Raw genomic sequence first — 23,659 nt, forward strand, 5'->3', positions numbered from 1 at the left:
ATGATCAGGCGCGTTTCTGGCCGGCGATGTAGGCGTCGATCCGATCCGGATCAAAGATCTGGCCGTCGAAGAACCCGTCCGGGCCGAGCACAAGGCTCGCACCGGCCGAGCCAACCGGTGTCGCGACCTTCAGCGCGCCCTCGACCTTGGCATTGGCGCCGGGGAGCGCCACGCCAAGCGGCTTCAGCGCCGAGCGATAGAGGTCGGGCCGGTAGCAGTCGCGGGCGATGGCGAGGTTTTGCGGCGTATGCGGCAACTGCCCCCAGCGCACCATCTGCGTATAGAACCAGAGCGCGTGGCTCTTCCACGGGAAATTCGCCGCCTTGTCGAAGGGCAGGAAGAAAGCCTCGACGCGCCGCTCCGCGCCGCCGCCGAGCTGAAGGCGTCCGGTGAGCGCCGGCATCTGGATCGCCTCCGGCTGCCCGAGGAAGGCGGGCCTCGCCATCAGCGCTGCCAGCTCGCCGCGGTTTGCCGGGTCCTGGCACCAGCGGGCGGAATGATGCAGCGCTCTCAGCAGCGCCGCCAGCGCGTCCGGGTTCTGCTGCGCCCACACCTTGCGCACGCCGATCACCTTTTCCGGACTGTTGCGCCACAGCAGCGCCTTGACGGTGACGATACGGCCGGTGCCGGCGGCGACGGCAGCGCTGTTCCAGGGCTCGCCGACGCAATAGCCGTCGATGCGGCCGGCGGCCAACGCGTCGGCCATGAAGGGCGGCGGCACGATGACGATCTCGATGTCGCGGTCGGGATCGATACCGCAGGCGGCGAGCCAATAGCGCAGCTCGTAATTGTGCCCGGAATGCGGGTGAACGACGGCGAATCGCAACGGCTCGCGGCCGGCCCGCTCGCGGATCAGCGCGCCGAGCGCCGCCCCGGCGCGCGCCGGATCGAGGTCGGGCGCGGCGCCATGCGCCTCCATGCCCTCCCACACCGCGTTTGACACCGTGATGCAATTGCCGCCGAGCCCGAGCGAGAAGGGTACGACGGTTTCGGAGGCAAGTGGCGTGAGGCCGAGGCTGCAGGCGAGCGGCATCGGGCCAAGCATGTGGGCGACATCGAAATGGCCGACGGCGATGCGGTCGCGGATATTGGCCCACGAAGTCTCGCGATGCAGATTGAGCTCGACGCCTTCGCGCGCGGCAAAGCCCATCTCGCCGGCCGCGACCAGGACGGCGCTGTCGAAGAGCGGCATGAAGCCGGCGGTGATCTGATGCGCGGCAGTCATGCTCATTCGCCCTCCAGCGGATCCAGCAATCCCGCCGCTGTCACCAGGCTCTGGGCGATCTCGGCGATCTTGCGGTTCTGGTTCATGGCGGTCTTGCGCAGAAGCGCGTAAGCCGCCTCTTCGCTCAAGCCGCGCGACTTCATCAAGATGCCCTTGGCCCGGTCGATGACCTTGCGGCTCTCGAGCTCGCTGCGCGCCTCCTCCAACTCGCGCGCCATGCGCGAGAAAGCGTTGAAGCGGCTGATCGCCATGCCGAGGATCGGCTTGATGCGCTCCTTCCTCAGCCCGTCGACGACATAGGCGGAGACGCCGGCATCGACCGCTGCTTCGATCGAAGCCTGGTCGGAGCGGTCGACGAACATGGCGATCGGCCGTTTCACCGCGCGCGACAGCTGGAACATGTTCTCCAGCATGTCGCGATTGGGGTTTTCGAGGTCGATGACGATGACATCCGGCTCGATCTCGGCGATCCGCCTGGCGATGCCGGCGACGTCATGGACCAAAGTGACGTGCTGATAGCCGGCGTCACGCAATCCCGCCTCGATGATCGAAGCGCGGATGCGGTTCTCGTCGATAACAAGGATGGTCAACGAACCGGCTGGCATGCGCCTATTGTGCAGCCAGGCCGGAATTGTGCAATGCGGCAGTGTGGATGGGCTGCACAATTCGACGCTGGCAAGCTGCAGGGCGCCGATAAAGTCGGTGACCTGTGATGCAACAGAGTGTGCAAGGCCATTCACCTTCTGGTGAATGAGCCAGGCGGCAACGGAACTTTCGTGAATTTGTCTTGTTCATTTCCTGAGCAATTGGCCCGGGAGGACTTCCATATGGAAAATCCGAGATCAACGGCAAAGATAGCCGGCCATCCGATCCATCCAATGCTGGTCACGATCCCGATAGCCTGTTTTGTCGGGGCGCTGCTGACCGACATAACCTATTGGCGGACGGCGGAAATGACATGGGCCAACTTCTCGGCCTGGCTGATTACCGTTGGCGTCATTGTCGGAATCCTGGCGGCGATTGCGGGACTGACCGATTTTCTTTGGGGACGCGAGATACGCGCCCAACCGACCGCCTGGCTGCATATGGGCGGCAATTTTGTGGCGCTGGTGCTTGCCTTCTTCAATATGCTCATCCACACGCGCGACGCCTGGACCTCCGTTGTGCCGACGGGGCTGATCCTGTCGGCGCTGGTGGTGATCATTCTGATCTTCACCGGCTGGCTCGGCTGGGCGCTGGTTTATCGCCATCATGTGGGAGTGGCCGATGAGACAGCTTGATGGATGCGCCAAATGGACAGCGGCGGCGCTGTTATGCGCGGCCGCCTTGGGCGCTGCAGGTTGCAGCGACAATGACAACACGGACCCAAAGGATCAGATCGGTCCAAATCCGAAGCTGCCGGAGATTACCCAGTACCTCTTCCCGCCTATGCACCTGGCTTCGGTGGTTGGCTGGAAGAATGACGAAAAGCCCACGGTCACGAAAGGCCTGCAAATCCAGGCGCTGGCCAAGGGCCTGCAGCATCCGCGCTCGCTTTACATGCTGCCCAATGGCGACATCCTGGTCGTGGAATCGACGGCGCCGCCCGAAGCGACGGCCAAGCGGCCAAAGGATATCGTCATGGATTGGGTCGAATCCTGGGTTACCTCGGGCGGCGACACCGGGCCGAGCAATCGCATCACCTTGCTGCGCGACACCAATGGTGACGGCGTGCCGGAATACCAGGGTGTATTCCTCGACCATCTCAATTCGCCGTTCGGCGTCGCCCTGGTCGGCAACGATCTTTACGTCGCCAACACGGATGCCATCGTGCGCTATCCCTATCAGCCCGGCGACACCAAGATCACCGCGCCGGGCAAGGTGCTGATGGAATTGCCGGGCGGACCGATCGACCACCATTGGACGAAGAGCCTTGTGGCGAGCCCTGACGGTTCGCTGCTCTATGTCGGCGTCGGCTCGAACAGCAATATCACCGAGAACGGCGTCCAGGCCGAAAAAGATCGTGCCGCGATCTGGGAGGTCGATCGCGCCACCGGCCGTGCACGCATCTTCGCCAGCGGACTGCGCAACCCCAACGGCTTGTCGTTCGAGCCGGAAAGCAAGGCTCTTTGGACGGTGGTCAACGAACGCGACGAGCTCGGCCCGAACCTGGTGCCGGACTACATGACCTCGGTCAAGGATGGCGCTTTCTACGGCTGGCCCTACAGCTATTACGGCCAGCATGTCGATCCGCGCGTCATGCCGCAACGACCCGACATGGTGGCGAAAGCCATCGCGCCGGACTACGCGCTGAGCTCGCACGTCGCGCCGCTGGGACTTGCGTTTTACACCGGGACCAGCCTGCCGCAATCCTATCGCGGCGGCGCCTTTGTCGGCGAGCATGGCAGCTGGAACCGCGGTCGCTTCAACGGCTACAAAGTGGTCTTCGTGCCGTTCAGCGGCGGCCATCCGAACGGCACGGCACAGGATGTCGTCACAGGCTTCCTCAATGACAAAGGCGAGGCGCGCGGCAGGCCGGTCGGCGTGGCCGTCGACAAGTCCGGGGCATTGCTGATCGCCGACGATGTGGGCAACACAGTGTGGCGCGTGACCGCGGCAGCACCCGGATCGACTTAGAGCTCTAGAGCCAGCCGAACTATCCTTGGTCCGGCTTATCGGCCGTGCGGCTTCTGCAGCACGTCGAATTGCGGGTTGGTCTCCGAAAAGATCGGCAAGGCTGCTGCTCCCAGCACCGAGGTGTCTTTGCCGGCGGCGCCGACCAGGACGCGCGGTGTGACGCGGGCGCGGGTCGAACTCACCGAGAGATGCAGCGGCTCGAGCCGGTCGGCCAATTCTTCGATGACCGGCAGCGGCATGAAACCGCCCAGAACTATGGTTTCAGGGTCGAGCGCCAGCTCAAGCACATCAATCGCCTGCCGCAGCGGATCGATCGCTCCCGCGATCCAGGATTCGAGCCGGCTGTCGCCGCGGGCCAGCAACTCCTGCAGCAGGTCGGGAGAGGCGTGGTCGGGGTCGGGAAGGTCGAGCTTTTCGTAGGCCGCGCGCAGTGAGACATAGCGCTCAAGGCAACCGCGCTTGCCGCAGTCGCAAGGCAAGCCCTCGGGCTTGACGATGATGTGGCCGATCTCGCCGGCATTGTGGCGGCTGCCCTTGTAGAGATGGCCGTCGAGGAAGAGGCCGGCGCCAAGCCCCGTTCCGATGAACAGGTATACGAAGCTGTCGAGGTTGCGGGCAACGCCGTAGAGCCGTTCGCCGATTGCCGCCGCGGTGGCGTCGTTTTCGACGGTGACGGCGATGCCGGTCAGCCGTTGCAATTCTTCCGCCACAGGAAAATCGTTCCAGCCGGGCAGGGCGGTCGGGCCGACCGAGGTCATGCCCTCGACGCCGAACGGGCCGGGCATCGCCATGCCGATGCCGAAAAGCCGCGTCCGGTCCAGGCCGGAACTGGCGATCAGCTCGCCGGCGACGGCGGCAAGCAAAGGCATCGCCTCGGCAGGCGTCGGCTGGTCGACGCTTTTTTCGACGCGGGCGCGCATGGTGCCGGAGAGGTCGGTAACGATGCCGACGGCAAGCTGGTGGTCAAGCTGCAGGCCGATCGAATAGCCGCCGTCGGGATTGATGGAGTAGGGCACGGCCGGCTGGCCGCGCGCGCCCTTGAGCGTTGCTTGCGGGCGCAGCACCCCGGCCATTTCCAATTCCTCGACGATGTTGGAAATGGTTTGCGACGACAGCGCCGTCAGCCTGGCGATCGCCGCCCGCGACAGCGAGCCGTTGGTGCGGATCGCCTCGATCACCACGCGGCGGTTGTGCGATTTGGCCTGTTCGAGATTGGTGCCGGAGATGGCTTTCTTGAGCGTCATGAGATACTTGCCAGTCACGGCAAGTGTATAAGGCCGCTTTAGAAAATCAAGTTGATTTAATTATGCGGCTGCGAAAGCCGACGATCAACGCCTCCAACCGGCAAGATTGCCCACACCCGGCCCGCCCGCGACCAATTGGGCAGGAACGATCTCGGACCTGACGCATTTTGCTTCGCGTCAGCAGCCGAGGGAATTCATGCGCATTGCCCATGTCGCGCCGCTCTATGAGTCCGTGCCGCCAAGGCTCTATGGCGGCACGGAGCGCATCGTCTTCTATCTCACCGAAGCGCTGGTGGAATTGGGACACGACGTGACGCTGTTCGCGAGCGGCGACAGCGAGACCTCGGCGCGGCTGGTGTCGGGTCGCGACCAGGCGATACGGCTCGACCAGCGGCCGAAGAAATCGGAGATCGCCGCGCATCTTGCGATGCTTGCCGACGTGCGCGAGCGCGCCGGCGAGTTCGATGTCATCCACTTCCACCTCAGCCATTTCCAGCATTTTCCCTTCTTCGAGCACATGGCAGGGCGAACGGTGACGACACCGCACGGCCGGCTCGACTATGTCGATCTCGCGCCGGCCTACAAGCGCTTCCCGCGCTTTCCGATGATCTCGATTTCGCACAGCCAGAAGAAGGGGTTGCCGGAGGCCAATTTCATCGCAACGATCCACCACGGCATCCCGGTCGATGCCTATGCACCGACATATGACGCGCCCGCCGGCGAGCCTTATCTGGCTTTTCTGGGGCGGCTTTCGCGCGACAAGCGGCCCGATCGCGCAATCGAGATCGCGCGCCGTTCGGGACTGAAGCTGAAGCTGGCGGCCAAGATCGGCGATGACGACCGCGCTTATTTCCACGACGAGGTCGAGGCGCTCATCGACGGCGACCGTATCGACTATCTCGGCGAGATTACCGAAGACAAGAAGGCGGCGTTCCTCGGCAACGCGGCAGGTCTGCTCTTTCCCATCGACTGGCCGGAGCCGTTCGGCCTTGCCCCGATCGAGGCCATGGCCTGCGGCACGCCGGTGATCGCCTGGAAGGAAGGCGCTCTGCCGGAGATCATCGACCAGGGCGTGACCGGCTTCGTCGTGGATTCGGTCGACGCCGCCGTGGCGGCGGTACCGTCCCTTGTCCAGCTCGACAGGCGAAATGTCAGGGCGGTCTTCGAAAAGCGGTTTTCGGCCACCAGAATGGCGCGCGACTACCTAGCTGCCTATATGCGGCTGACCGGCGCCAGGGAAGCGAAGGCCTCCTGATCGGCACTGCCTTTGGGGTGGGACAGAAATGAAGAGGTGACGAATGATGGAGCTCGACGAGCGCAAGCTCGATCCCGCCGTGGCCCTTGCCTCGCTGGACGAAACGGCGCCGCGCGAGCCGCACCGGCTGTTCGCGCTCAAGCAAGGCGATTGTTTTACCGTCGCCGATGCCTATGGCGACATCAGGGGCTCCGGCGACGGTTTCTTCCGCGACGACACCCGCATCCTGTCCGAGTTTCGGCTGACCGTCGGCGGCAGGCAGATGTCGCTGCTCGGCGCCTCGCTCAGCCAGGACAATGTGCTGTTCACCTCCAACCTGACCAACCTGCCGATCCAGAGTGCTGCCGGCCGCGACATTCCGCAAGGCGCGATCCACATCGAGCGCGTCAGGCTGATCTGGCAGGACCGGCTGTTCGAGCGCATCACGCTTTCCAACTACAGCCGCGAACATTCGACCATCGTCGTCTCGTTGCATTTCGCCGCCGACTTCCGCGACATGTTCGAAGTGCGTGGCTCGACACGGCCGAAACGCGGAACAACGCATGTGGCTAAGACCGACAAGATGTCGGTGCTGCTTGGCTATGACGGTCTCGACGGGCTGCCGCGGCTGTCGGCGATATCGTTCTCGCAGACGCCCGACCAACTGAGCGACAATCGCGCCGACTTCCTGATCGCGGTGACCAAACGCAGCAGCAAGGTGCTCTATGTCGAGGTCGGTCCGGAGGCTTCCGAAACGCCCAGCCGTGATCGGTTCCGCGCGGCTGCCGCCCGCGCGCGCTTCGGCATGCGCGCCAAGCGCCGGCACGGCGCCACGGTGCGCAGCTCCGGCCGCGTCTTCAACGACTGGGTCGAGCGTGCTCGCGCCGATGTGGCGCTGCTCACCACCGAGCTTTCGACCGGGCCTTATCCTTATGCCGGCATCCCGTGGTTTTCGACAGCCTTCGGCCGCGACGGCGTGATCTCCGGGCTGCAGATGCTGTGGCTCAATCCCGGCCTGGCGCGCGGCGTGCTGGCTTTCCTGGCCGAGCATCAGGCGACCGAGACATCGCCGTTCAGCGATTCCCAGCCGGGCAAGATCATGCACGAGACGCGCAAGGGCGAGATGGCGGCGCTGCTCGAGCTTCCCTTCGGCCGCTATTATGGCGGCGTCGACACGACCCCGCTCTACATCCATCTCGCCTGCGCCTATGCCGACCGAACCGGCGATATGGCTTTCATCGACAAGCTCTGGCCGTCGCTCAAGGCCGCGGCCGAATGGACGGAGGAGGCAAGCCGCGCGACAGGTTTCGTCACTTATCAGCGCGCCGCCGGGTCCGGGCTCGCCAACCAGGGCTGGAAGGACAGTTTCGACTCCGTCTTCCATGCCGACGGCCGCATGCCCAAGGGGCCGATCGCGCTGGTCGAGGTGCAGGGTTATGTCTTTGCAGCATTCCGCGGCCTCGCGGCACTCGCGCGCCGCCGCGGCGAATACGCGCAAGCCGAGCACTGGGAGGGCCGCGCCGAAGAAATACGGATCGCCGTCGAACGTGACTTCTGGATGGATGATCTCAGCTTTTACGCCATTGCCATCGACGGCGAGGGCGAGCCTTGCAAGGTGCGAACTTCCAATGCCGGGCATCTGCTCTATGCAGGCCTGCCTCAGCCGGAGCGGGCGAAAATGGTCGCAGACCAGTTGCTGTCGGCTTCGTTCCATTCGGGCTGGGGGCTGAGGACGCTCGCCGACGACGCGATTTTCTTCAATCCGATGTCTTACCACAACGGCTCGATCTGGCCGCATGACACGGCGCTCTGCGGTGTCGGCCTGGCGCGCTATGGCGAGCGCGACAGTGTGGTGCGGCTGATGAGCGGCACCTTCGAATCGGCCGTGCATTTCAACATGCGGCTGCCGGAACTGTTCTGCGGCTTCACCCGGGCGCCGGGCGAGGCGCCGATCGCCTATCCGGTCGCCTGCCTGCCGCAGGCCTGGTCGGCGGGCTCCTCCTTCATGTTGATGCAGGCCTGCCTCGGCCTGGAAATCGACGGCTGGCAGGGCGAACTCCACGTTACCAGGCCGCGGCTTCCGATCGGCATCGACACGCTCACGCTGCGGCATCTGGCCGTCGGCGACAAGGCGATCGATCTGACTTTCCAGCGCGTCGGCGACCGTGTCGTCGCCTTTCTGTCGGACCGGCATGAGGGCCTCGTGCCGCTGATCGTGCGGACCTAGAACAGACTTCTACAAGGGTACATCCTTCCACCGAAAAATGTCGGAACCCACGACCGGTTTGTGCGTTGCACACTCGAACCGGCGCACCGGTCCGCAGCCGGCAATACGAAAAAACAAAACTAGCGGACAGCCGGAGGCAACCTGGCATTTCAATGACACAATATGGCGTCGACCTTTTGTGGGTCCTTATCCTCGCAAGTCTCGGACTTTCCGCCCTCGCAGTTCTGATCTCCGCATCGCGGCACCGCAGCCAGCAATCAAAAGGCCCTGCGCCCGTCACCGGTGATGATGTCGCGTCGGAAGCCGCACGCAAGGTGCTGCGCGAATTCGAGAAGAACGGGCAATCGGTCGATGCGGCCCTGGTTACATGGTCGCCGGAGACATTGCGCAAGATCCTCGCCGAGGATCTGCCGGATGCTCAGGTCATCATTGTCTCCAACCGCGAGCCCTACATCCACAACGAACGGGACGGCGAGGTCGAATTGGTCGTGCCGGCGAGCGGCCTGGTCTCGGCACTGGAGCCGATCACGCGCGCCTGCGCCGGCACCTGGATCGCCTATGGCGGCGGCAGCGCCGATCGTCTGGTGGTCGATGAGCATGACCGGGTGCAGGTGCCGCCCGGCAACCCGTCCTACACGCTGCGCCGGGTCTGGCTGAGCGAGGAGGAATATCAGGGCTATTATCTGGGTTTCGCCAATGAGGGCCTGTGGCCGCTCTGCCATATCGCCTTCACCCGGCCGATCTTCCGCGAATCCGACTGGGAGGCCTATGAGGCCGCCAACCGCAAATTCGCCGATACAGTGGTTGCCGAGGCGCGCAACGAGCGGCCGATCGTGCTGGTCCAGGATTACCATTTCGCGCTCATGCCGCGCATGATCCGAGAGCGGCTGCCGGAGGCGATCGTCATCACCTTCTGGCACATCCCGTGGCCGAATTCGGAAGTGTTCAGCATCTGCCCCTGGCGTGAACGCATCCTGGATGGCCTGCTCGGCAGCTCGATCATCGGCTTCCATACCCAGTTCCACGCCAACAACTTCACCGAGAGCGTCGACCGCTTCATGGAAAGCCGGATCGAGAGGGCGGATGCCGCCGTATCCTATGGCGGCCAGACGACCCTGGTGCATGCCTATCCGATCTCGATCGAATGGCCGGTCGAACTGCTGAGGAGCTTGCCGCCGATCGAGGCGTGCCGCGCGCGCGTCCGCGAGCGGTTCGGCATTCCGGCGGATGCCAAGCTGTGCGTCGGCGTCGAGCGCCTGGACTATACCAAAGGCATTCTCGACCGCTTCCATGCGCTGGAGGAATTGTTCATCCGCCACCCCGAAATGATCGGCAAGGTGGTGTTCCTGCAGATCGCCGCGCCCAGCCGAGGCACGTTGCCGGCCTACAGGCAGTTGCATGACGAATGCATGCGCTTTGCCGACGAGCTCAACGAGCGCTACGGCAATGGGACCTACCGACCGCTCGTGCTGGTGGCCGAGCATCACGCCCAGAAGGGCGTGTACGAAATCTACCGCGCCGCCGACATCTGCCTGGTCACCAGCCTGCATGACGGCATGAACCTGGTCGCCAAGGAGTTCGTCGCCGCGCGTGACGACGAGCAGGGCGTGCTTCTGCTCAGCACGTTTGCCGGCGCTTCGCGCGAATTGCTCGAGGCGCTGATCGTCAACCCCTACGACGCGGCGATGATGAGCGAGACCATGCTGCAAGCGCTGACCATGGGGGCCGACGAACAGCGCGAGCGCATGCGGCGCATGCGCGAGATCGTTCGCGACAACAATGTCTACCGCTGGGCCGGCAGCATGCTGCTCGATGCGTCGCGGCTGCGCAAGCGCGGCGAACTCGACCGGGTCACGGCATTATCCGACCGGCAGGCCAACACCAATGGCGACAATGTCGTCTCCATATTCGAGCGCAAGCAGGCAGCCGGTTTCCGATGAAAAGCGAGACAGACTTGACGCCACGCCTGCCGGAGGGCCGATGGGCCCTGTTCCTCGACATCGACGGCACGCTGCTGGAGCACGCAGCCCATCCGGACAGCGTGTCCGTCAGCGCTGAGCTTCGCCTGCTTCTGGAGATGATCGAGGCCCGGCTGGGTGGCGCGCTGGCGTTCATCACCGGCCGGTCAATAGCGGCGGTGGATCGGCTGTTCGATCCCCTGAAGCTGCGTATTGCCGGGCTCTACGGATTGGAGCACAGGCTCACCCCGGACGGGGAAATCGAGGCTGCGGACGAGCCTGCCGATATGGCGGCGCTCGCAGACGAGATCGAACTGGAGCTGGCGAGCAAGGCCGTCTATGTCGAGCGCAAAGGCCCGGTGCTTGCCATCCATACGCGGGCGGCGCCGCATCTGCTGGCACGCGCGACGCAGCTGGTCGAGGCAGCGCTTGCCCGCCTGCCAAAGGGGTATCGGGTCATCGCCGGCAATGCGGGCGTCGAGTTGATGCCGCTCGAAGCGGCCAAGGGCGCGGCGATCCGGCGCTTCATGCAGCTTGATCCTTTCACCGGCCGGCGCCCGGTATTCCTCGGCGACGACACTTCCGACGAAAACGGCTTTGAGACCGTCAACGCCGCGGGAGGGATCTCGATCCGGGTCAAGCCGCAGGGCGAGACCACGGCCCGCTTTGCCATCGCCGACGTCATTGGCGCGCTTGCCTGGCTCGAGGCCAATTTCGGCGATGCGGCAGACGAGGCCGGTCGCGACAATCTCGTCGCCTAGAGCAATTCCAGGAAAAAGGGCTGCATCTTGGCCCCATCGTCGAGCGCGGACGTGCCGCTGTTTGAAGTCGCTAGCGTCGAACCAGCGACCATCGAAAATGCCATGGCGCCAAAGCAGATCATCTTGGCATTTATGGTGTAATCTTCCTGTTGCCTTCAGATGGCTCAAGCAACGATCAGAAATCGAACGGCAGGTCCGGATGAATGTTCCAGGTTTTCATGCGAAAGGGATGTGCCAGGCAAAATATTACCATTGAATAACTTCGAATTCCTTCAGAATATTTTCGTATGCAATCTGAATTTCCGTCAATTCCTGTCCGTGGGCTTCGAGCGCATGCGTGACACGGTCTCGCGCTCGGCGCGCTTGGAGCGCATGGGCGGCAGGCCACGGTCGATCAGGTCCATGTCCTCCAGCACCATGTCGCCCATGCGCTTGAAGGCGACGTCGAGGGCGCCGGCACGGTGGGCGGAACGCAGGAAGCCTGGCAGGGTGCGCACGGGATGGTCCTTGGCCAGCGGCTCTTCCGGGAAGACGTCGCTGGCGGCGACGATATGGCCGCTCTTCACCGCCGCCATCAGCGCCGGGAAATCGACAACGCCGGCGCGGCTGAGCAGGATGAAGGCTGCTCCTTTACGCATTTTCGCAAAGGCGTCGGCACCGAGAAAGCCCTGGTTCTCGCTGGTTACCGAGGCGACGACGAAAACGAAGTCGCTGGTCGACAGAACCTCGTCCAGCGAAGCCGGCTCGACGCCATTGTCGACCAGGATCGACGGCGGCAGCCAAGGGTCATAGACCTTTGTGCGCGTGCGGAAACCGCTGAGCAGGCGGTTCAGCGCCCGCCCGAGATCGCCGAAGCCGATGATGCCGACATCGGCGCCGGAGAGCAGTCTCGCCGTTTGGTTGCCGTCGCCGCCCCACAATTCATTGCCTTGCCGGAAGGCGAGGTCGGCATCGACGATATTGCGGGCGAGGTTGAGCGCCATGGCGAGGCCGAGCTCGGCGACCGGCTCGGCAAAGACCAGGCCCGTCGTGACCACATGGATGCCGCGCGCGAACAGCGTCTCATAAGGCATGTTGTTGACGAGGTTGGTCTCGACGTTGAAGAGGCAGCGCAGGGCCTTCAACTTCTCCAGCGTCTCGGCAGCGATCGGCGGCTGGCCGATGATGTAGCGGGCCTCAGCCAGCACTTCTGCCGGCAGATCGGCCAGGTCTTCCGGTGTCGTCTCGACGATGCGATAGTTCTTGCGCAGGCGCGCCAACTGCGGCGGCGTGAAGATCAGGTCGAGCGTGCGGGGTTCGGGTACGCTGATAACCAGCGGCAAGCTGCTGTCGGACATGGTATATTCCTCCCGGCGCCATCCTGACGGCGCCACACACAAACTAATGTTACTCCCGATTAAACGATTTACAACTGCGAAAAATCGATTTATCGATTACATTAGCAAGGCAGCACAGGGTTGCCTGCCCTCGGGAGGAGGAGAATGGCGCAACAGCAAGGCCAGCAGCGGCGTCCGTCGATTCACGACGTGGCAAGCCATGCCGGCGTGTCCGCCGCCACCGTTTCCAAGGTGCTTTCGGGCGTCACCACGGTGAAGCCGGAAAATGCGCAGCGCGTCCTCGATGCCGTTGAACTCCTCGGCTACCGCGTCGATCCGCTCGCCTCCGACATGCGCAGGGCCAAGCGCCGCATCATCGGCGCCATCATGCCGGAGTTCGAAAGCGAATTCTTCGGCCAGATGGTCAGCGAGCTCGAAGGGCTGGCCGAACAGCGCGGCTACACGCTCGTCGCCGCCTCCAGCCGCGAATCGGAAGCGCGCGAGAAGGAGATCCTCGCCCGCATGCATGACTGGCGCGTCGCCGGCGTCGTGCTGGCGCCGGTGCGCAACGAGCACGGGCCGGCAGCCGATTTCATGAAGGCGAACCGCATGACCGGCGTGCTGATCGACCGCGTGCTTGCCGACGATGCCTTCGACACCGTCTCGGCCGACAGCGCCGCCGCAAGTGCGGAAGTGGCGCGCGCGCTGGTCGGCAAGGGACACCGCCACATCCTCGTCGTCGGCCTTGGCCAGCAGGCGGCGACGGTGCGCGCCCGTCTCGAAGGGTTTCGCAACACGGCGCTTCAGCTTGCGCCGGACATCCGCATCGACGTCGTGCTTTGCGAAAGCGACGTCGAGCCTTTGCGGACGCTGCTTCGCGACTATTTCACCAAGGCCGCGGATGGCGGCGAACGCCCGACGGCGGTCTATTCGCTGTTCCTGAAAGGCACGCTGGTGGCGCTATCGGAGTTCCGGCGGCGCGGCTGGCATTGCCCGGACGATATCTCGCTGGTCGGCTTCGATGACGCCGAATGGATGCAGGTGACATGGCCGGCGATCGCCGCCGTGGTGCAGCCGGTACGCGACATCGCCGGCAATGCGATGGAGGTCTTGTTTCGCAGGATCGAAGGCGAGGGCGGCCCGCCAAGGGCGCGGCTCGAACCCTGCAAGGTGTTGATGCGGGAATCCGTTGGCTCGCCAGGCAGCGGCCCGCATTCCGGGGGAGGAGACGGACAATAGCCCCCATTGTCGTCAACGGAAGCAGAGCGCCGGCCCTGGCCGAGGCATCCGGCGCACAAGATCGACGGAGGATCAAAATGACATCTCTTATCCTGAAGATAAATCGATTTACCCTTGCCCTTACCCTGGGCGTGGCGCTGGCGTTCTCGGCGATAGGCGCCGCCAAGGCAGAGGATGGCGAATATGGCGTGCTGATGAAGACGCTGGCCAATCCGTTCTGGGGCGCGATGGCCCAGGGCGTCGCGGACGGCGCCAAGGAAGCCGGCGTGAAATACTTCCAGCAGGCGGCCGAAAGCGACCAGGCGGCCGAGCCGCAGCTCAATCTGTGCAACACGATGCTGGAGCGCAAGCCGGTGGCGATGATCACCGCCGCCATCAACTCGACCAATCTGCTCCCTTGCCTGAAGTCGGCGCAGGACGCCGGCATCAAGATCGTCGACCTCGACAACAATCTAGACCAGGCGGTGCTCGACAAGGAAGGAGTGAAGGTCACCTTCCATATCGGTTCCGACAATGTCGCGGCCGGCGCGCAAGGTGCCGAATATCTCGTCTCCAAGCTCGGCAAGGATGCCAAGGGTCCGGTGCTGGTGATCGAGGGCCTATCGGGCAACATCACCGGCGAGAAACGCGCCAAGGGGTTTGCCGACAAGCTCAAGGAACTGGCGCCGGGGCTGCAGATTGTCGCCTCGCTGCCGGGTGACTGGGACCGCGGCAAGGCGGCCTCGATCGCCACCGACACGCTGACGGCGCATCCAGACCTGGTCGCCATCTTCTGCGCCAATGACGGTATGGCGCTGGGCGCTGTCGAATCTGTCTACGCGGCGGGCAAGGGTCAGCAGGTGACGATGATCGGCGTCGACGGCAATGTCGATGCGGTGAAGTCGATCAAGGAAGGCCGCCTCAACGCTTCCGTCGCGCAGCTACCCTATCTGGTCGGCAAGCAGGCGGTGGAAAACGTCAAGAAGGCGCTGGCCGGCGAGAAGGTCGAGGAGAGCATCGCGGTGCCCACCCTGGTGTTGACCAAAGACGTGCTCGACGCCGGCAAGGAGCCGATGCTGCAGTATGTGAAGTAAGAATGGAGGGGAGTAGGGAAGTAAGGCAGTAGGGGAGTAGGGGAAGGGCCGGTTGTGCTCCTCCGAGAGGACCCAGCCTTCTTACTTCCCTACTCCCCTACTGACCTACTCCCTTATTCCCCTACCCGAAGGGTGCAAAATGGCTTCCGAAATGGCGCAGCCCGGGTTTTGGGCCCGATTGCAGCGCGCATCCGTCGAACGGCTCCACATCAGGCTGGAATCGCTGCTGGTGCTGGTGGCGCTGAGCGCGGCGATGGCGCTGCTGTCGCCCTATTTCCTGTCGCTCAGCAACTTCCTCAACATTCTCTTGGCAACATCGACAATCGGCGTGCTGGCAATCGCCGCCACCTTCGTCATCGGTTCCGGCGGACTCGACCTGTCGCTCGGCTCGGTGATGGGGCTGGCCGGCGTCGCCGGCGCCTTCGTCGCCGTCAATCTCGGCTGGCCGTCGGTGTTCGCGGTCGCGGCTTGCATCCTCGCCGGCGCGATCGCGGGCTATATCAACGGGCAATTGGTCACCCGCGCCTTCGTGCCGGCTTTCATCGTCACGCTCGGCATGCTGGGCCTGGCGCGCGGCCTGGCGCTTGTCATCTCGCAGGGCAGGGCGATCTACGGGCTGCCGCCCGAGATCGTCTACATCGGGCAAGGCAGGCCGCTCGGCATCCCGATGCCAGTCATCATCTTCGTGCTGACGGCGGTTGTCGCGCATTGCGCGCTCGCCTATACGCGCTTCGGCCGCCACACGTTGGCGCTGGGCGACAGCGAGGGCGCGGCGCGCGCGGCCGGCATCCGCGTCGAGCAGCATCGCCGCATCATCTACACCTTGTCCGGGGCGCTTGCCGGGCTCGCGGGTCTCTTGTTCACCGCCCGTGTCAATGCCGGCGATCCGACCGCCGGCATCAATTACGAACTGACCGCCATCACTGCGGCGATTATCGGCGGCACCAATCTGTTCGGCGGCCGCGCCTCGATCCTCGGCACCATGATCGGCGCCTTGATCATGGGCGTGCTGCAGAACGGGCTGACGCTGCTTGCGGTGCAGTCCTACTACCAGCAGATGGCGATCGGCGCGGTGCTGATCCTCGCCGTCTTCATCGACCAGTACCAGGTCCGCAAGGAGTCGCGCGTATGACGCTTCTCTCGCTCCACGGCATCCGCAAGAGTTTCGGCGCCGTCGACGTGCTGCATGGCGTCGACCTGTCGGTTGCGGCCGGCGAGGTGGTCGGCCTGGTCGGCGACAACGGCGCCGGCAAATCGACATTGATGAAGACCATCACCGGCATCTACCGCGCCGACACCGGCTCGATCGAGTTCGACGGCAGGGACATCCTTGCGCTCGATCCCGGCCAGCGGCGCCGGCTCGGCATCGAGATGATCTACCAGGACCTGTCGCTGGCCAGGCAGCAGGACGTGGCGTCGAACATCTTTCTCGGCCGCGAGCCGACCAAGCGGCTGTTCGGCCTGATCCCGGGCTTCGTCGACAAAAGCGAGATGGATCGCCAGGCGTCGAAGATGATCGAGCGGTTGGGCGCGCATCTGCCGTCAATAAACCGGTCGGTCGGTTCGTTCTCCGGCGGCCAGCAGCAGACGGTGGCGATTGCCCGCGCGCTGACCTTCAACCCGAAGCTGGTCATCATGGACGAGCCGACGGCGGCGCTCGCCGTGCGCGAGGTGCAGAGCGTGCTCGACCTGATCCGGCGGCTGAAGTCGGAAGGGATCGCGGTCATCCTGATCTCGCACCGGCTGAACGACGTGCTGTCGGTTACCGACCGCATCGTCGTGCTGCGTCATGGCCGCGCCGACGCCGATCTGGTCACCGCCAGGACCAACATGAACGAAGTCGTCAGCCGCATTGTCGGCGGCGGCGATATCAGCGCCGCGGCGGCGCACGAACAACGAGGCTGACATGAACACTTTCGGACTGCACACTTTCGCCATCGCCCCGGTCTGGGACCTTGCCCGCATCGAGCCGCAGATGGACCGGCTGAAGGAGCTCGGCATTAGCCTGATGGAGATCCCGCTGCTGCGTCCGGAGGAGATCGACACCAAGCGCACGCGCGGCTTCGCCAGCCACTATGGCGTCGAGCTGATCCCCTCGCTCGGCCTGCCGCGCGCGCTCGACGTGGTCGAGCGGCCGGAAGAGGCGCTCGACTTCCTGCAGCCGGCGTTCAAGGTCTGCAACGAGGTCGGCAGCGAGGCGCTTGGCGGCGTCACCTACGGCACGATCGGCAAGACCACCGGCCGGGCGCCGACGCAAAGGGAGATCGACGGCATGTGCCGCTTCCTCGAACGGGCGGCGAAGGCAGCCAAGGCACGCAGCCTGAAGCTCGGCATCGAGCCCTGCAACCGCTATGAGACGCATCTCATCAACCGCGGCATCGATGCGGCGCGGATCATCGAGCGGGTCGGCGCCGACAACATCTTCATCCATCTCGACACCTATCACATGCATATCGAGGAAGAGAGCTTTGCTTCCGGTTTCGAGGCGGCCGCACCCTTCCTCGGCTATGTGCATGTGTCGGAGGCCAATCGCGGCGTGCCGGGGCGCGGCATGCTCAACTGGGCGGCCTGCATGAAGGCGATCGCCGACATCGGCTATGAGGGCGCGATCACGCTGGAAAGCATGAACCATGTCGACGTCGACATTGCCGGCGGGCTGGCGGTGTGGCGGCCGGTGGCGGAAGACCCGCGCGACGTCATCGAGGTCGGCCTGCCGTTCCTGCGCGAGGAAGCGAGGAAGGCCGGTCTGACTTTGGGGTAGCGGCGCCGCGGCACGGAACGAAGGAGACACGTCTCGATTTACCGAACCAAACGTCCTTTGCAATGCAAGCTTCGGAGGATCAGGGATCGTGGCATTCGTAAGCGTCGGCGGCATCACGCTGCACTACCGCCACATTGAGGCACGAGGTACTGCTCGTCCGATCATTTTCATCAATGCACTCGGCACGGACTTCAGGATCTGGGACGAAATCGTCTCGTTGCTGGGCAGTGAAATGCCGATGGTCGTCTATGACAAGCGCGGCCATGGGCTCTCGGACATTGGCAGCGGCGTGCGCTCCATCGACGACCATGTCGATGACCTGAGCGCCCTCATCGATCACCTTGGCTTCGACAAGATCACGCTGTTCGGACTGTCGGCCGGCGGCGTGATCGCGCAGGGCCTTTATGCCCGCCGTCCCGAACTCGTCGAGGCGCTGATCCTCAGCGACACCGCCCATAAGATCGGCACCGCCGAGAGCTGGAACACGCGCATTGCGACGATCGAGCGCGACGGCATCGGGGCGATCGCCGACGGGGTGCTCAAGGGATGGTTCACGCCGCATTTCCACGCCACGCGCGCGGCCGAGCTTGCAGGTTGCCGCAACATGCTGACCAGGCAGGCGCTGCCCGGTTACATCGGCACGTGCATTGCGGTTCGCGACGCCGATTTTACGGAGGCCGCGCGACGCATCGCGGTGCCGACGCTCTGTATAGTCGGCGACCAGGACGGCTCGACGCCGCCCGCCCTCGTGCGCTCGCTGGCCGAGCTCATTCCCGGCGCGCGCTTCGAAGTGATCCAGGACGCCGGCCATATCATTTGCATCGAGCAGCCGAAGGTGCTGGCCAACCTTATCCGCGACTTCGAAGCCTCACTCGCCAATCGGAGAGGCTAACGTCGTCTCTCGGCGAGCCGGTTGGCGTCAAACCCGCTCCAGCGCGATCGCGATGCCCTGGCCGACGCCGATGCACATGGTGGCCAAAGCATAGCGGCCGCCGCGCTCGCGAAGCTCGATCGCGGCGGTGCCGGTGATGCGGGCGCCCGACATGCCGAGCGGATGGCCAAGCGCGATGGCGCCGCCATTCGGATTGACATGCGCGGCGTCCTCGCCAATGCCGAGCTGGCGCAGCACCGCGATGCCCTGCGAGGCGAAGGCTTCGTTTAGCTCGACGACATCGAACTGGTTCGGACTCATACCGAGGCGGGCACAAAGTTTCTTGGTGGCCGGCGCCGGTCCGATGCCCATGATGCGCGGCGCCACGCCGGCGACGGCGCCGCCGAGAATGCAGGCGATCGGGGTCAGGCCATATTTCTTCACGGCGGCTTCCGAGGCGACGACCAGCGCCGCCGCGCCATCATTGACACCCGAGGCATTGCCGGCCGTCACCGTGCCGCCCTGCCGGAACGGCGTCGGCAATTTGGCCAGCGCCTCGATCGTGGTGCCGGCGCGGGGATGCTCGTCCTTGCCAACAACGACCGGCTCGCCCTTCTTTTGCGCGATCGTCACCGGCGTGATCTCTTTCGCCAGGCGGCCGTTGGCTTGAGCGGCGATGGCCTTGTCCTGGCTGCGAACGGCAAAGGCATCCTGGTCGGCGCGCGAGATCGAAAATTCCTCGGCGACGTTCTCGCCGGTTTCCGGCATGGAATCGACGCCGTACTGTTTCTTCATCAGCGGGTTGACGAAGCGCCAGCCGATGGTCGTGTCGTAGATCTCGGCATTGCGCGAGAAGGCGGCGTCTGCCTTCGGCATGACGAAGGGCGCGCGGCTCATCGATTCGACGCCGCCGGCTATCATCAGCTCCGCCTCGCCGGCCTTGATGGCGCGCGCGGCAATGGTGACGGCGTCCATGCCCGAGCCGCAGAGACGATTGACGGTCGAGCCGGGGATGGCCTGGGGCAGGCCGGCGAGCAGCAGCGCCATGCGCGCCACATTGCGGTTGTCCTCGCCGGCCTGGTTGGCGCAGCCAAAGACGATGTCGTCGACTTGAGCCCAGTCGATGCCCGGATTGCGCTCCATAAGAGCCTTCAGCGGGATGGCGGCAAGATCGTCGGCGCGCACCGAGGACAGCGCGCCGCCGAAACGACCGATCGGCGTGCGGATGTAATCGCAGATGAAGGCCTCGGCCATCCTATGCAGCTTTCCCTTTGGCGGTTCCCGCATGCGCCGTCCTGGTGCGGGCCTGCAGGTCGCGTAATGTCTTCAGCTCGAGTTCCGTCGGCGCCGCCGTTTCGTCAAGCGGCTCGGCGAACTTAACCGTCCAGCCACAGGTTGCCTGCACCTGCTCGCGGGTCACGCCGCGATGCAGCGACACTACGGTGAATTCCTTGGTGATGGGGTCGGGCTTCCAGACGGCGAGGTCGGTGATCAGCAGCGTCGGGCCGGCGGTGTCGATGCCGAGCCGTTTGCGGTGATCGCCGCCGTCGCCATGGCCAAAGGAGGTGAGGAAGTCAATCTTTTCCACCATGGCGCGCTTCGACTGCGCCATGGTGATGTAGACCTGCCTCGCCGAAGTGGCGATCTCAGGCGCGCCGCCGCCGCCGGGAAGCCGGGTCTTGGGATGCGCATAGTCGCCGATGACGGTGGTGTTGATGTTGCCGAATTTGTCGAGCTGAGCCGCACCGAGGAAGCCGATCGAGATACGGCCCCCCTGCAGCCAGTAGCGGAACATCTCCGGCACCGCCACCGTGGTGACCGCCGTCTTGCACAATTCGCCGTCGCCGATAGACAGCGGCAATACGTCGGGCGCGGTGCCGATGGTGCCGCTTTCGTAGATCAGGGTGATATCTGGCGCATGCGTCAGCCGGGCGACATTGCAGGCGGCAGAAGGCGCGCCGATGCCGACGAAGCAGACGTCGTCATTCTTCAGCGCGCGACTTGCAGCAATCGTCATCATCTCGTTCGGAGTGAAGCCGGGGCCGTCGCTCATGCCGCTGACCTCAAATGCTCGACGCGGGCGGCAAAGTCGTCCGCAGTGCTTTCAATGACGTTCTTCTGCATCCAGGCCCGGAAGCGGTCGCGGTCGGCGGCAATCTCGTCCCATTCGAGATAGGCGGCGTTGTCGCGCGCGTAATAGCCGTACGTGTAGGAAGGATGCGAGCCGCCCGGCACCACCGAGATCGCCGCAATCGTCCAGCTTGGCAGCACGGTGAGGTTGGGGTGGAGGTCGTCGAAATTATCGACCACTTCCTCGACCGTCACCACGGCGCGCTTGGCCGCCAGCACCGCCTCCTTCTGGATGCCGATGATGCCTTCGACCAGCACGTTGCCCTTGCGATCGGCCTTTTGCGCATGGATGAAGCTGACGTCGGGCCGGATCGCGGGAACGGCCGCCAGCTCTTCGCCGGTGAACGGACAGGTGACAAACCGGATGTTCGGATTGACCGCCGGCAGCCCGGCGCCGCGATAGCCGCGAAACACCGCGCAGGGCAGGCCGGCGGCGCCAGCCTCATAGGCATTCGCCATGCCAGCGTGGCTGTGCTCCTCGACCTCGATCGGGCGTGGAAAACCGTTCTCGATGGCGTCGCGTGCGCGCCGCAGCAGGCCGACGCCGGGGTTGCCAAGATAGGAGAAGACGATCTTCCTCGCCATGCCCATGCCGATCATCTGATCGTAGATCAGGTCGGGCGTCATGCGGATCAGGGTGAGGTCCCGAAAGCCTTGGCGGATCGCCTCATGCGCGGCCGCTGTCGGGATCAGATGGGTGAAGCCCTCGAAGGCGACCGCGTCGCCATCGTGCAAATTCTGCGCGACGGCCTCTTTCAGCGGCAGGAATTTTACCATCGCCCATGTCCCAAGTCGCAGCGAAGAATTCCCTTCGTCTAGCAAACTCCTGCGCGCTTGGCGAACGAGCACCTTCCATGGACCCTGATGGGAAATGATGGTGTGGGCCTTGGCTGAGGTCCCGACCATGGCGTTATATCCAGTCCTCGACGGGAGGAATGGATGGCAGGCATGGGTTTCGAACCGGATGTGAAGGTTCGCGCCAGGGAATACCGGATCGGCTGCATCGGCGCCGGCATGATCATGGCCGAATGCCATCTCGCGGCCTACGCGCAAGCCGGCTTTCCTGTGGTGGCGATCGCGTCGCGCACCAAGGCCAATGCCGAAAAGGTCGCCGCCCGCTGGGCGATCCCGACCGTGCACGACACGCCGGAGCAGTTGATCGAGGACGCAGAAGTCGAGATCGTCGATCTGGCCTTCCCGCCGGACCAGCAGCCGGCGCTGATCCGACACGCTCTGACGCAGAAACACGTCAAGGCGATCCTGGCACAGAAGCCGCTGGCGCTGTCGGTCGAGGAAGCGATCAAACTGCGCGACGAGGCGGCTGCATCGGGAAAGATCCTCTCGGTCAACCAGAACATGCGCTACGACCAGTCGATGCGCGTGCTGAAGCAGATCATCGACAGCGGCGCGCTCGGCGAGATCGTGTTTGCGCAGATCGACATGCATGCGATCCCGCACTGGCAGACTTTCCTTGCCGGCTACGACCGGCTGACGCTCGCCAATATGAGCGTGCATCATCTAGACGTGCTGCGCTTCCTGTTCGGCGATCCGGACGAGATCACCACGCTGACGCGCAAGGACCCGCGCACGACGTTTGAACATTCCGATGGCATCACGGTTTCGACGCTGCGATTCGCGTCCGGCGTGCTCGCCGTGTCGCTGGAGGATGTCTGGTCCGGCCCGCGTCAGGAAGGCTATCATGACGACCAGCACATCGCCTGGCGTGTCGACGGCACCAAGGGCGTGGCCAAGGGCACGATCGGCTGGCCGAAGAGCGTGGCTTCGACGCTGACCTACGCCTCGACCGAAACGACTGATGGAGAGTGGGTCAGCCCGAGCTGGGACACGATGTGGTTTCCGCACGCATTCATCGGCGTGATGGAGCAACTTCAATACGCGCTGAAGACGGGCACGCCGCCGGCATTGTCGGTCGCCGACAACGTCAAGACCATGGCGCTGGTCGAGGCCGGCTACCGCTCGATGGCGCAGGCTCGCACGATCAGGCTGTCCGAAATCCCTGTCGATTAAACGACTAATAGACAGGCAACTGAATCGCTTACCGGGAGGACTTCACCTCATGATGCAGGCAGGTATCTTCACAGGCTATTTTCCTTACGAGCTGGAGGAATCAGCCAGGCGCATTCGCGCGCTCGGTTTCAACACGGTGCAGCTCGACCTGCATTTCAAGGATATCGATCTGTCGGCCGGTGAGATCACCGGGGACAAGGCGCGCAAGGTGCGCGACACGTTTCGCGACCACAATCTGCCGGTATGCTGCATCTCGGGCTACACCAACATCATCCATCCCGACAAATCCGAGCGCGAAAGGCGGCTTGGCTATCTGAAGGAGATCATCCGCAACGCGCGCGACTTCGGCTCGCCTTACGTGATCTCGGAGACCGGCACCTACAACACCGAATCCGACTGGGTGCATCACCCCAGGAACAAGACCGAGGAAGGGTTCGAGGAATGCCGCAAGGTGATTTCCGACCTTGCCCAGACGGCCTACGACCACGGCGCGGTGTTCCTGCTCGAGACCTATGTCAACAATGTCGTCGGCTCGGTCGAAGAGACGGTGAAGATGTTCGCGCAGGTCGATCATCCCGGGCTCGGCCTGCTGATGGATCCGACCAATTATTTCGAGGCGTACAACATCGACCGCATGGACCAGGTGCTGAACCAGGTGTTCGACACGCTGACCGACAAGATCAGGATCGCGCATGCCAAGGATGTCAAGCGCTCGGGCGGCGACAAATCGGAGAAGCACGCCGATATCGGCGACGCGGACGCGCATGAGGGACTGACCTTCCGCGGCGTCGGCGAGATCGAATTGCCGGCGCCCGGGCTCGGCGCGCTCAACTACGATCTTTATCTGAAGCGGCTCAGCGAAAAGCATCCAAACATCCCGGTCATCATCGAGCATCTAACCGAGGACGACGTGCCGCGCGCCAAGACATTTCTGGATGGGAAATTCCGCGCCAACGGCCTTTGAGGCTGAGCGGGA

Annotated in this window: 21 protein-coding genes; 14 read left to right on the plus strand and 7 right to left on the minus strand. The window is 64.1% G+C overall.

What is annotated here, in order from left to right:
• Positions 1–4 precede the first annotated feature (4 nt).
• Positions 5–1,225 (minus strand): CmpA/NrtA family ABC transporter substrate-binding protein, encoded by a 1,221-nt coding sequence (locus FJ974_RS12195; RefSeq protein ID WP_181177202.1) that lies wholly within the window; start codon positions 1,223–1,225, stop codon positions 5–7.
• A gap of 2 nt (positions 1,226–1,227) precedes the next feature.
• Positions 1,228–1,830, minus strand: a complete 603-nt coding sequence (locus FJ974_RS12200) for an ANTAR domain-containing response regulator (RefSeq protein ID WP_140535076.1) — start codon at positions 1,828–1,830, stop codon at positions 1,228–1,230.
• A gap of 222 nt (positions 1,831–2,052) precedes the next feature.
• On the opposite strand from FJ974_RS12200, the gene FJ974_RS12205 reads away from it, so the two are divergent.
• Complete coding sequence (locus FJ974_RS12205) at positions 2,053–2,505, plus strand: DUF2231 domain-containing protein (RefSeq protein ID WP_140535079.1); 453 nt, start codon at positions 2,053–2,055, stop codon at positions 2,503–2,505.
• Positions 2,492–3,841 carry a PQQ-dependent sugar dehydrogenase gene (locus FJ974_RS12210; RefSeq protein ID WP_140535082.1) on the plus strand — a complete coding sequence of 450 codons (1,350 nt, stop codon included), beginning with the start codon at positions 2,492–2,494 and terminating at the stop codon, positions 3,839–3,841. Before FJ974_RS12205 ends, FJ974_RS12210 begins: the two co-directional genes overlap by 14 nt.
• 35 nt (positions 3,842–3,876) lie before the next feature.
• Here FJ974_RS12210 and FJ974_RS12215 read toward each other — a convergent pair whose 3' ends face one another.
• The gene (locus tag FJ974_RS12215; RefSeq protein WP_140535085.1) at positions 3,877–5,085 is read right to left on the minus strand and encodes an ROK family transcriptional regulator; all 1,209 of its coding nucleotides are present in this window, start codon (positions 5,083–5,085) and stop codon (positions 3,877–3,879) included.
• A 196-nt stretch (positions 5,086–5,281) separates the two neighbouring features.
• Here FJ974_RS12215 and FJ974_RS12220 point away from each other — a divergent pair, with 196 nt between their 5' ends.
• The 4 genes from FJ974_RS12220 to otsB all read left to right on the plus strand — a co-directional run bounded on the left by FJ974_RS12220 (position 5,282) and on the right by otsB (position 11,265).
• The gene (locus tag FJ974_RS12220; protein WP_140535088.1) at positions 5,282–6,340 is read left to right on the plus strand and encodes a glycosyltransferase family 4 protein; all 1,059 of its coding nucleotides are present in this window, start codon (positions 5,282–5,284) and stop codon (positions 6,338–6,340) included.
• Between the two features lie 43 nt (positions 6,341–6,383).
• A complete protein-coding gene (locus FJ974_RS12225) occupies positions 6,384–8,546 on the plus strand; it encodes an amylo-alpha-1,6-glucosidase (protein ID WP_140535091.1) in 2,163 nt (720 codons plus the stop codon).
• Positions 8,547–8,698: 152 nt separating this feature from the next.
• On the plus strand, positions 8,699–10,486 hold the full coding sequence (locus tag FJ974_RS12230; protein WP_140535093.1) for an alpha,alpha-trehalose-phosphate synthase (UDP-forming): 1,788 nt from the start codon (positions 8,699–8,701) through the stop codon (positions 10,484–10,486).
• Positions 10,483–11,265 carry a trehalose-phosphatase gene (gene otsB, locus FJ974_RS12235; RefSeq protein ID WP_140535096.1) on the plus strand — a complete coding sequence of 261 codons (783 nt, stop codon included), beginning with the start codon at positions 10,483–10,485 and terminating at the stop codon, positions 11,263–11,265. Before FJ974_RS12230 ends, otsB begins: the two co-directional genes overlap by 4 nt.
• A gap of 305 nt (positions 11,266–11,570) precedes the next feature.
• On the opposite strand, the gene FJ974_RS12240 is transcribed toward otsB, so the two are convergent.
• Positions 11,571–12,602, minus strand: a complete 1,032-nt coding sequence (locus FJ974_RS12240; RefSeq protein ID WP_140535098.1) for a hydroxyacid dehydrogenase — start codon at positions 12,600–12,602, stop codon at positions 11,571–11,573.
• A 144-nt stretch (positions 12,603–12,746) separates the two neighbouring features.
• On the opposite strand from FJ974_RS12240, the gene FJ974_RS12245 reads away from it, so the two are divergent.
• The 6 genes from FJ974_RS12245 to pcaD all read left to right on the plus strand — a co-directional run bounded on the left by FJ974_RS12245 (position 12,747) and on the right by pcaD (position 18,546).
• Positions 12,747–13,820, plus strand: a complete 1,074-nt coding sequence (locus FJ974_RS12245) for a LacI family DNA-binding transcriptional regulator (RefSeq protein WP_140535101.1) — start codon at positions 12,747–12,749, stop codon at positions 13,818–13,820.
• A 77-nt stretch (positions 13,821–13,897) separates the two neighbouring features.
• Positions 13,898–14,893, plus strand: a complete 996-nt coding sequence (locus FJ974_RS12250; RefSeq protein ID WP_226891582.1) for a substrate-binding domain-containing protein — start codon at positions 13,898–13,900, stop codon at positions 14,891–14,893.
• A 139-nt stretch (positions 14,894–15,032) separates the two neighbouring features.
• Positions 15,033–16,025 (plus strand): ABC transporter permease, encoded by a 993-nt coding sequence (locus tag FJ974_RS12255; protein ID WP_140535103.1) that lies wholly within the window; start codon positions 15,033–15,035, stop codon positions 16,023–16,025.
• Positions 16,022–16,798 (plus strand): ATP-binding cassette domain-containing protein, encoded by a 777-nt coding sequence (locus FJ974_RS12260; protein ID WP_140535106.1) that lies wholly within the window; start codon positions 16,022–16,024, stop codon positions 16,796–16,798. Before FJ974_RS12255 ends, FJ974_RS12260 begins: the two co-directional genes overlap by 4 nt.
• A 1-nt stretch (position 16,799) precedes the next feature.
• A complete protein-coding gene (locus FJ974_RS12265) occupies positions 16,800–17,654 on the plus strand; it encodes a sugar phosphate isomerase/epimerase family protein (protein ID WP_140535108.1) in 855 nt (284 codons plus the stop codon).
• An 88-nt stretch (positions 17,655–17,742) separates the two neighbouring features.
• Positions 17,743–18,546, plus strand: coding sequence for a 3-oxoadipate enol-lactonase (gene pcaD, locus FJ974_RS12270; protein WP_140535111.1), 804 nt, complete (start codon positions 17,743–17,745; stop codon positions 18,544–18,546).
• A 27-nt stretch (positions 18,547–18,573) separates the two neighbouring features.
• Here pcaD and pcaF read toward each other — a convergent pair whose 3' ends face one another.
• Genes pcaF through FJ974_RS12285 form a run of 3 tightly spaced genes read right to left on the minus strand, consistent with a single transcriptional unit; the run spans position 18,574 to position 21,432 of the window.
• Complete coding sequence (pcaF, locus tag FJ974_RS12275) at positions 18,574–19,779, minus strand: 3-oxoadipyl-CoA thiolase (protein ID WP_140535113.1); 1,206 nt, start codon at positions 19,777–19,779, stop codon at positions 18,574–18,576.
• A 1-nt stretch (position 19,780) separates the two neighbouring features.
• Positions 19,781–20,578: a CoA-transferase subunit beta gene (locus tag FJ974_RS12280; protein ID WP_140535116.1), complete on the minus strand. Its 798-nt coding sequence runs from the start codon at positions 20,576–20,578 to the stop codon at positions 19,781–19,783.
• Positions 20,575–21,432, minus strand: coding sequence for a CoA transferase subunit A (locus tag FJ974_RS12285; protein ID WP_140535118.1), 858 nt, complete (start codon positions 21,430–21,432; stop codon positions 20,575–20,577). Before FJ974_RS12285 ends, FJ974_RS12280 begins: the two co-directional genes overlap by 4 nt.
• Positions 21,433–21,594: 162 nt before the next feature.
• On the opposite strand from FJ974_RS12285, the gene FJ974_RS12290 reads away from it, so the two are divergent.
• Both FJ974_RS12290 and FJ974_RS12295 read left to right on the plus strand, forming a co-directional pair.
• Positions 21,595–22,683, plus strand: a complete 1,089-nt coding sequence (locus FJ974_RS12290) for a Gfo/Idh/MocA family protein (RefSeq protein WP_140535121.1) — start codon at positions 21,595–21,597, stop codon at positions 22,681–22,683.
• A gap of 49 nt (positions 22,684–22,732) precedes the next feature.
• A complete protein-coding gene (locus FJ974_RS12295) occupies positions 22,733–23,647 on the plus strand; it encodes a sugar phosphate isomerase/epimerase family protein (protein ID WP_140535124.1) in 915 nt (304 codons plus the stop codon).
• Positions 23,648–23,659: the final 12 nt, after the last annotated feature.

The organism is Mesorhizobium sp. B1-1-8 (genome assembly GCF_006442795.2).
Taxonomy (GTDB): domain Bacteria; phylum Pseudomonadota; class Alphaproteobacteria; order Rhizobiales; family Rhizobiaceae; genus Mesorhizobium.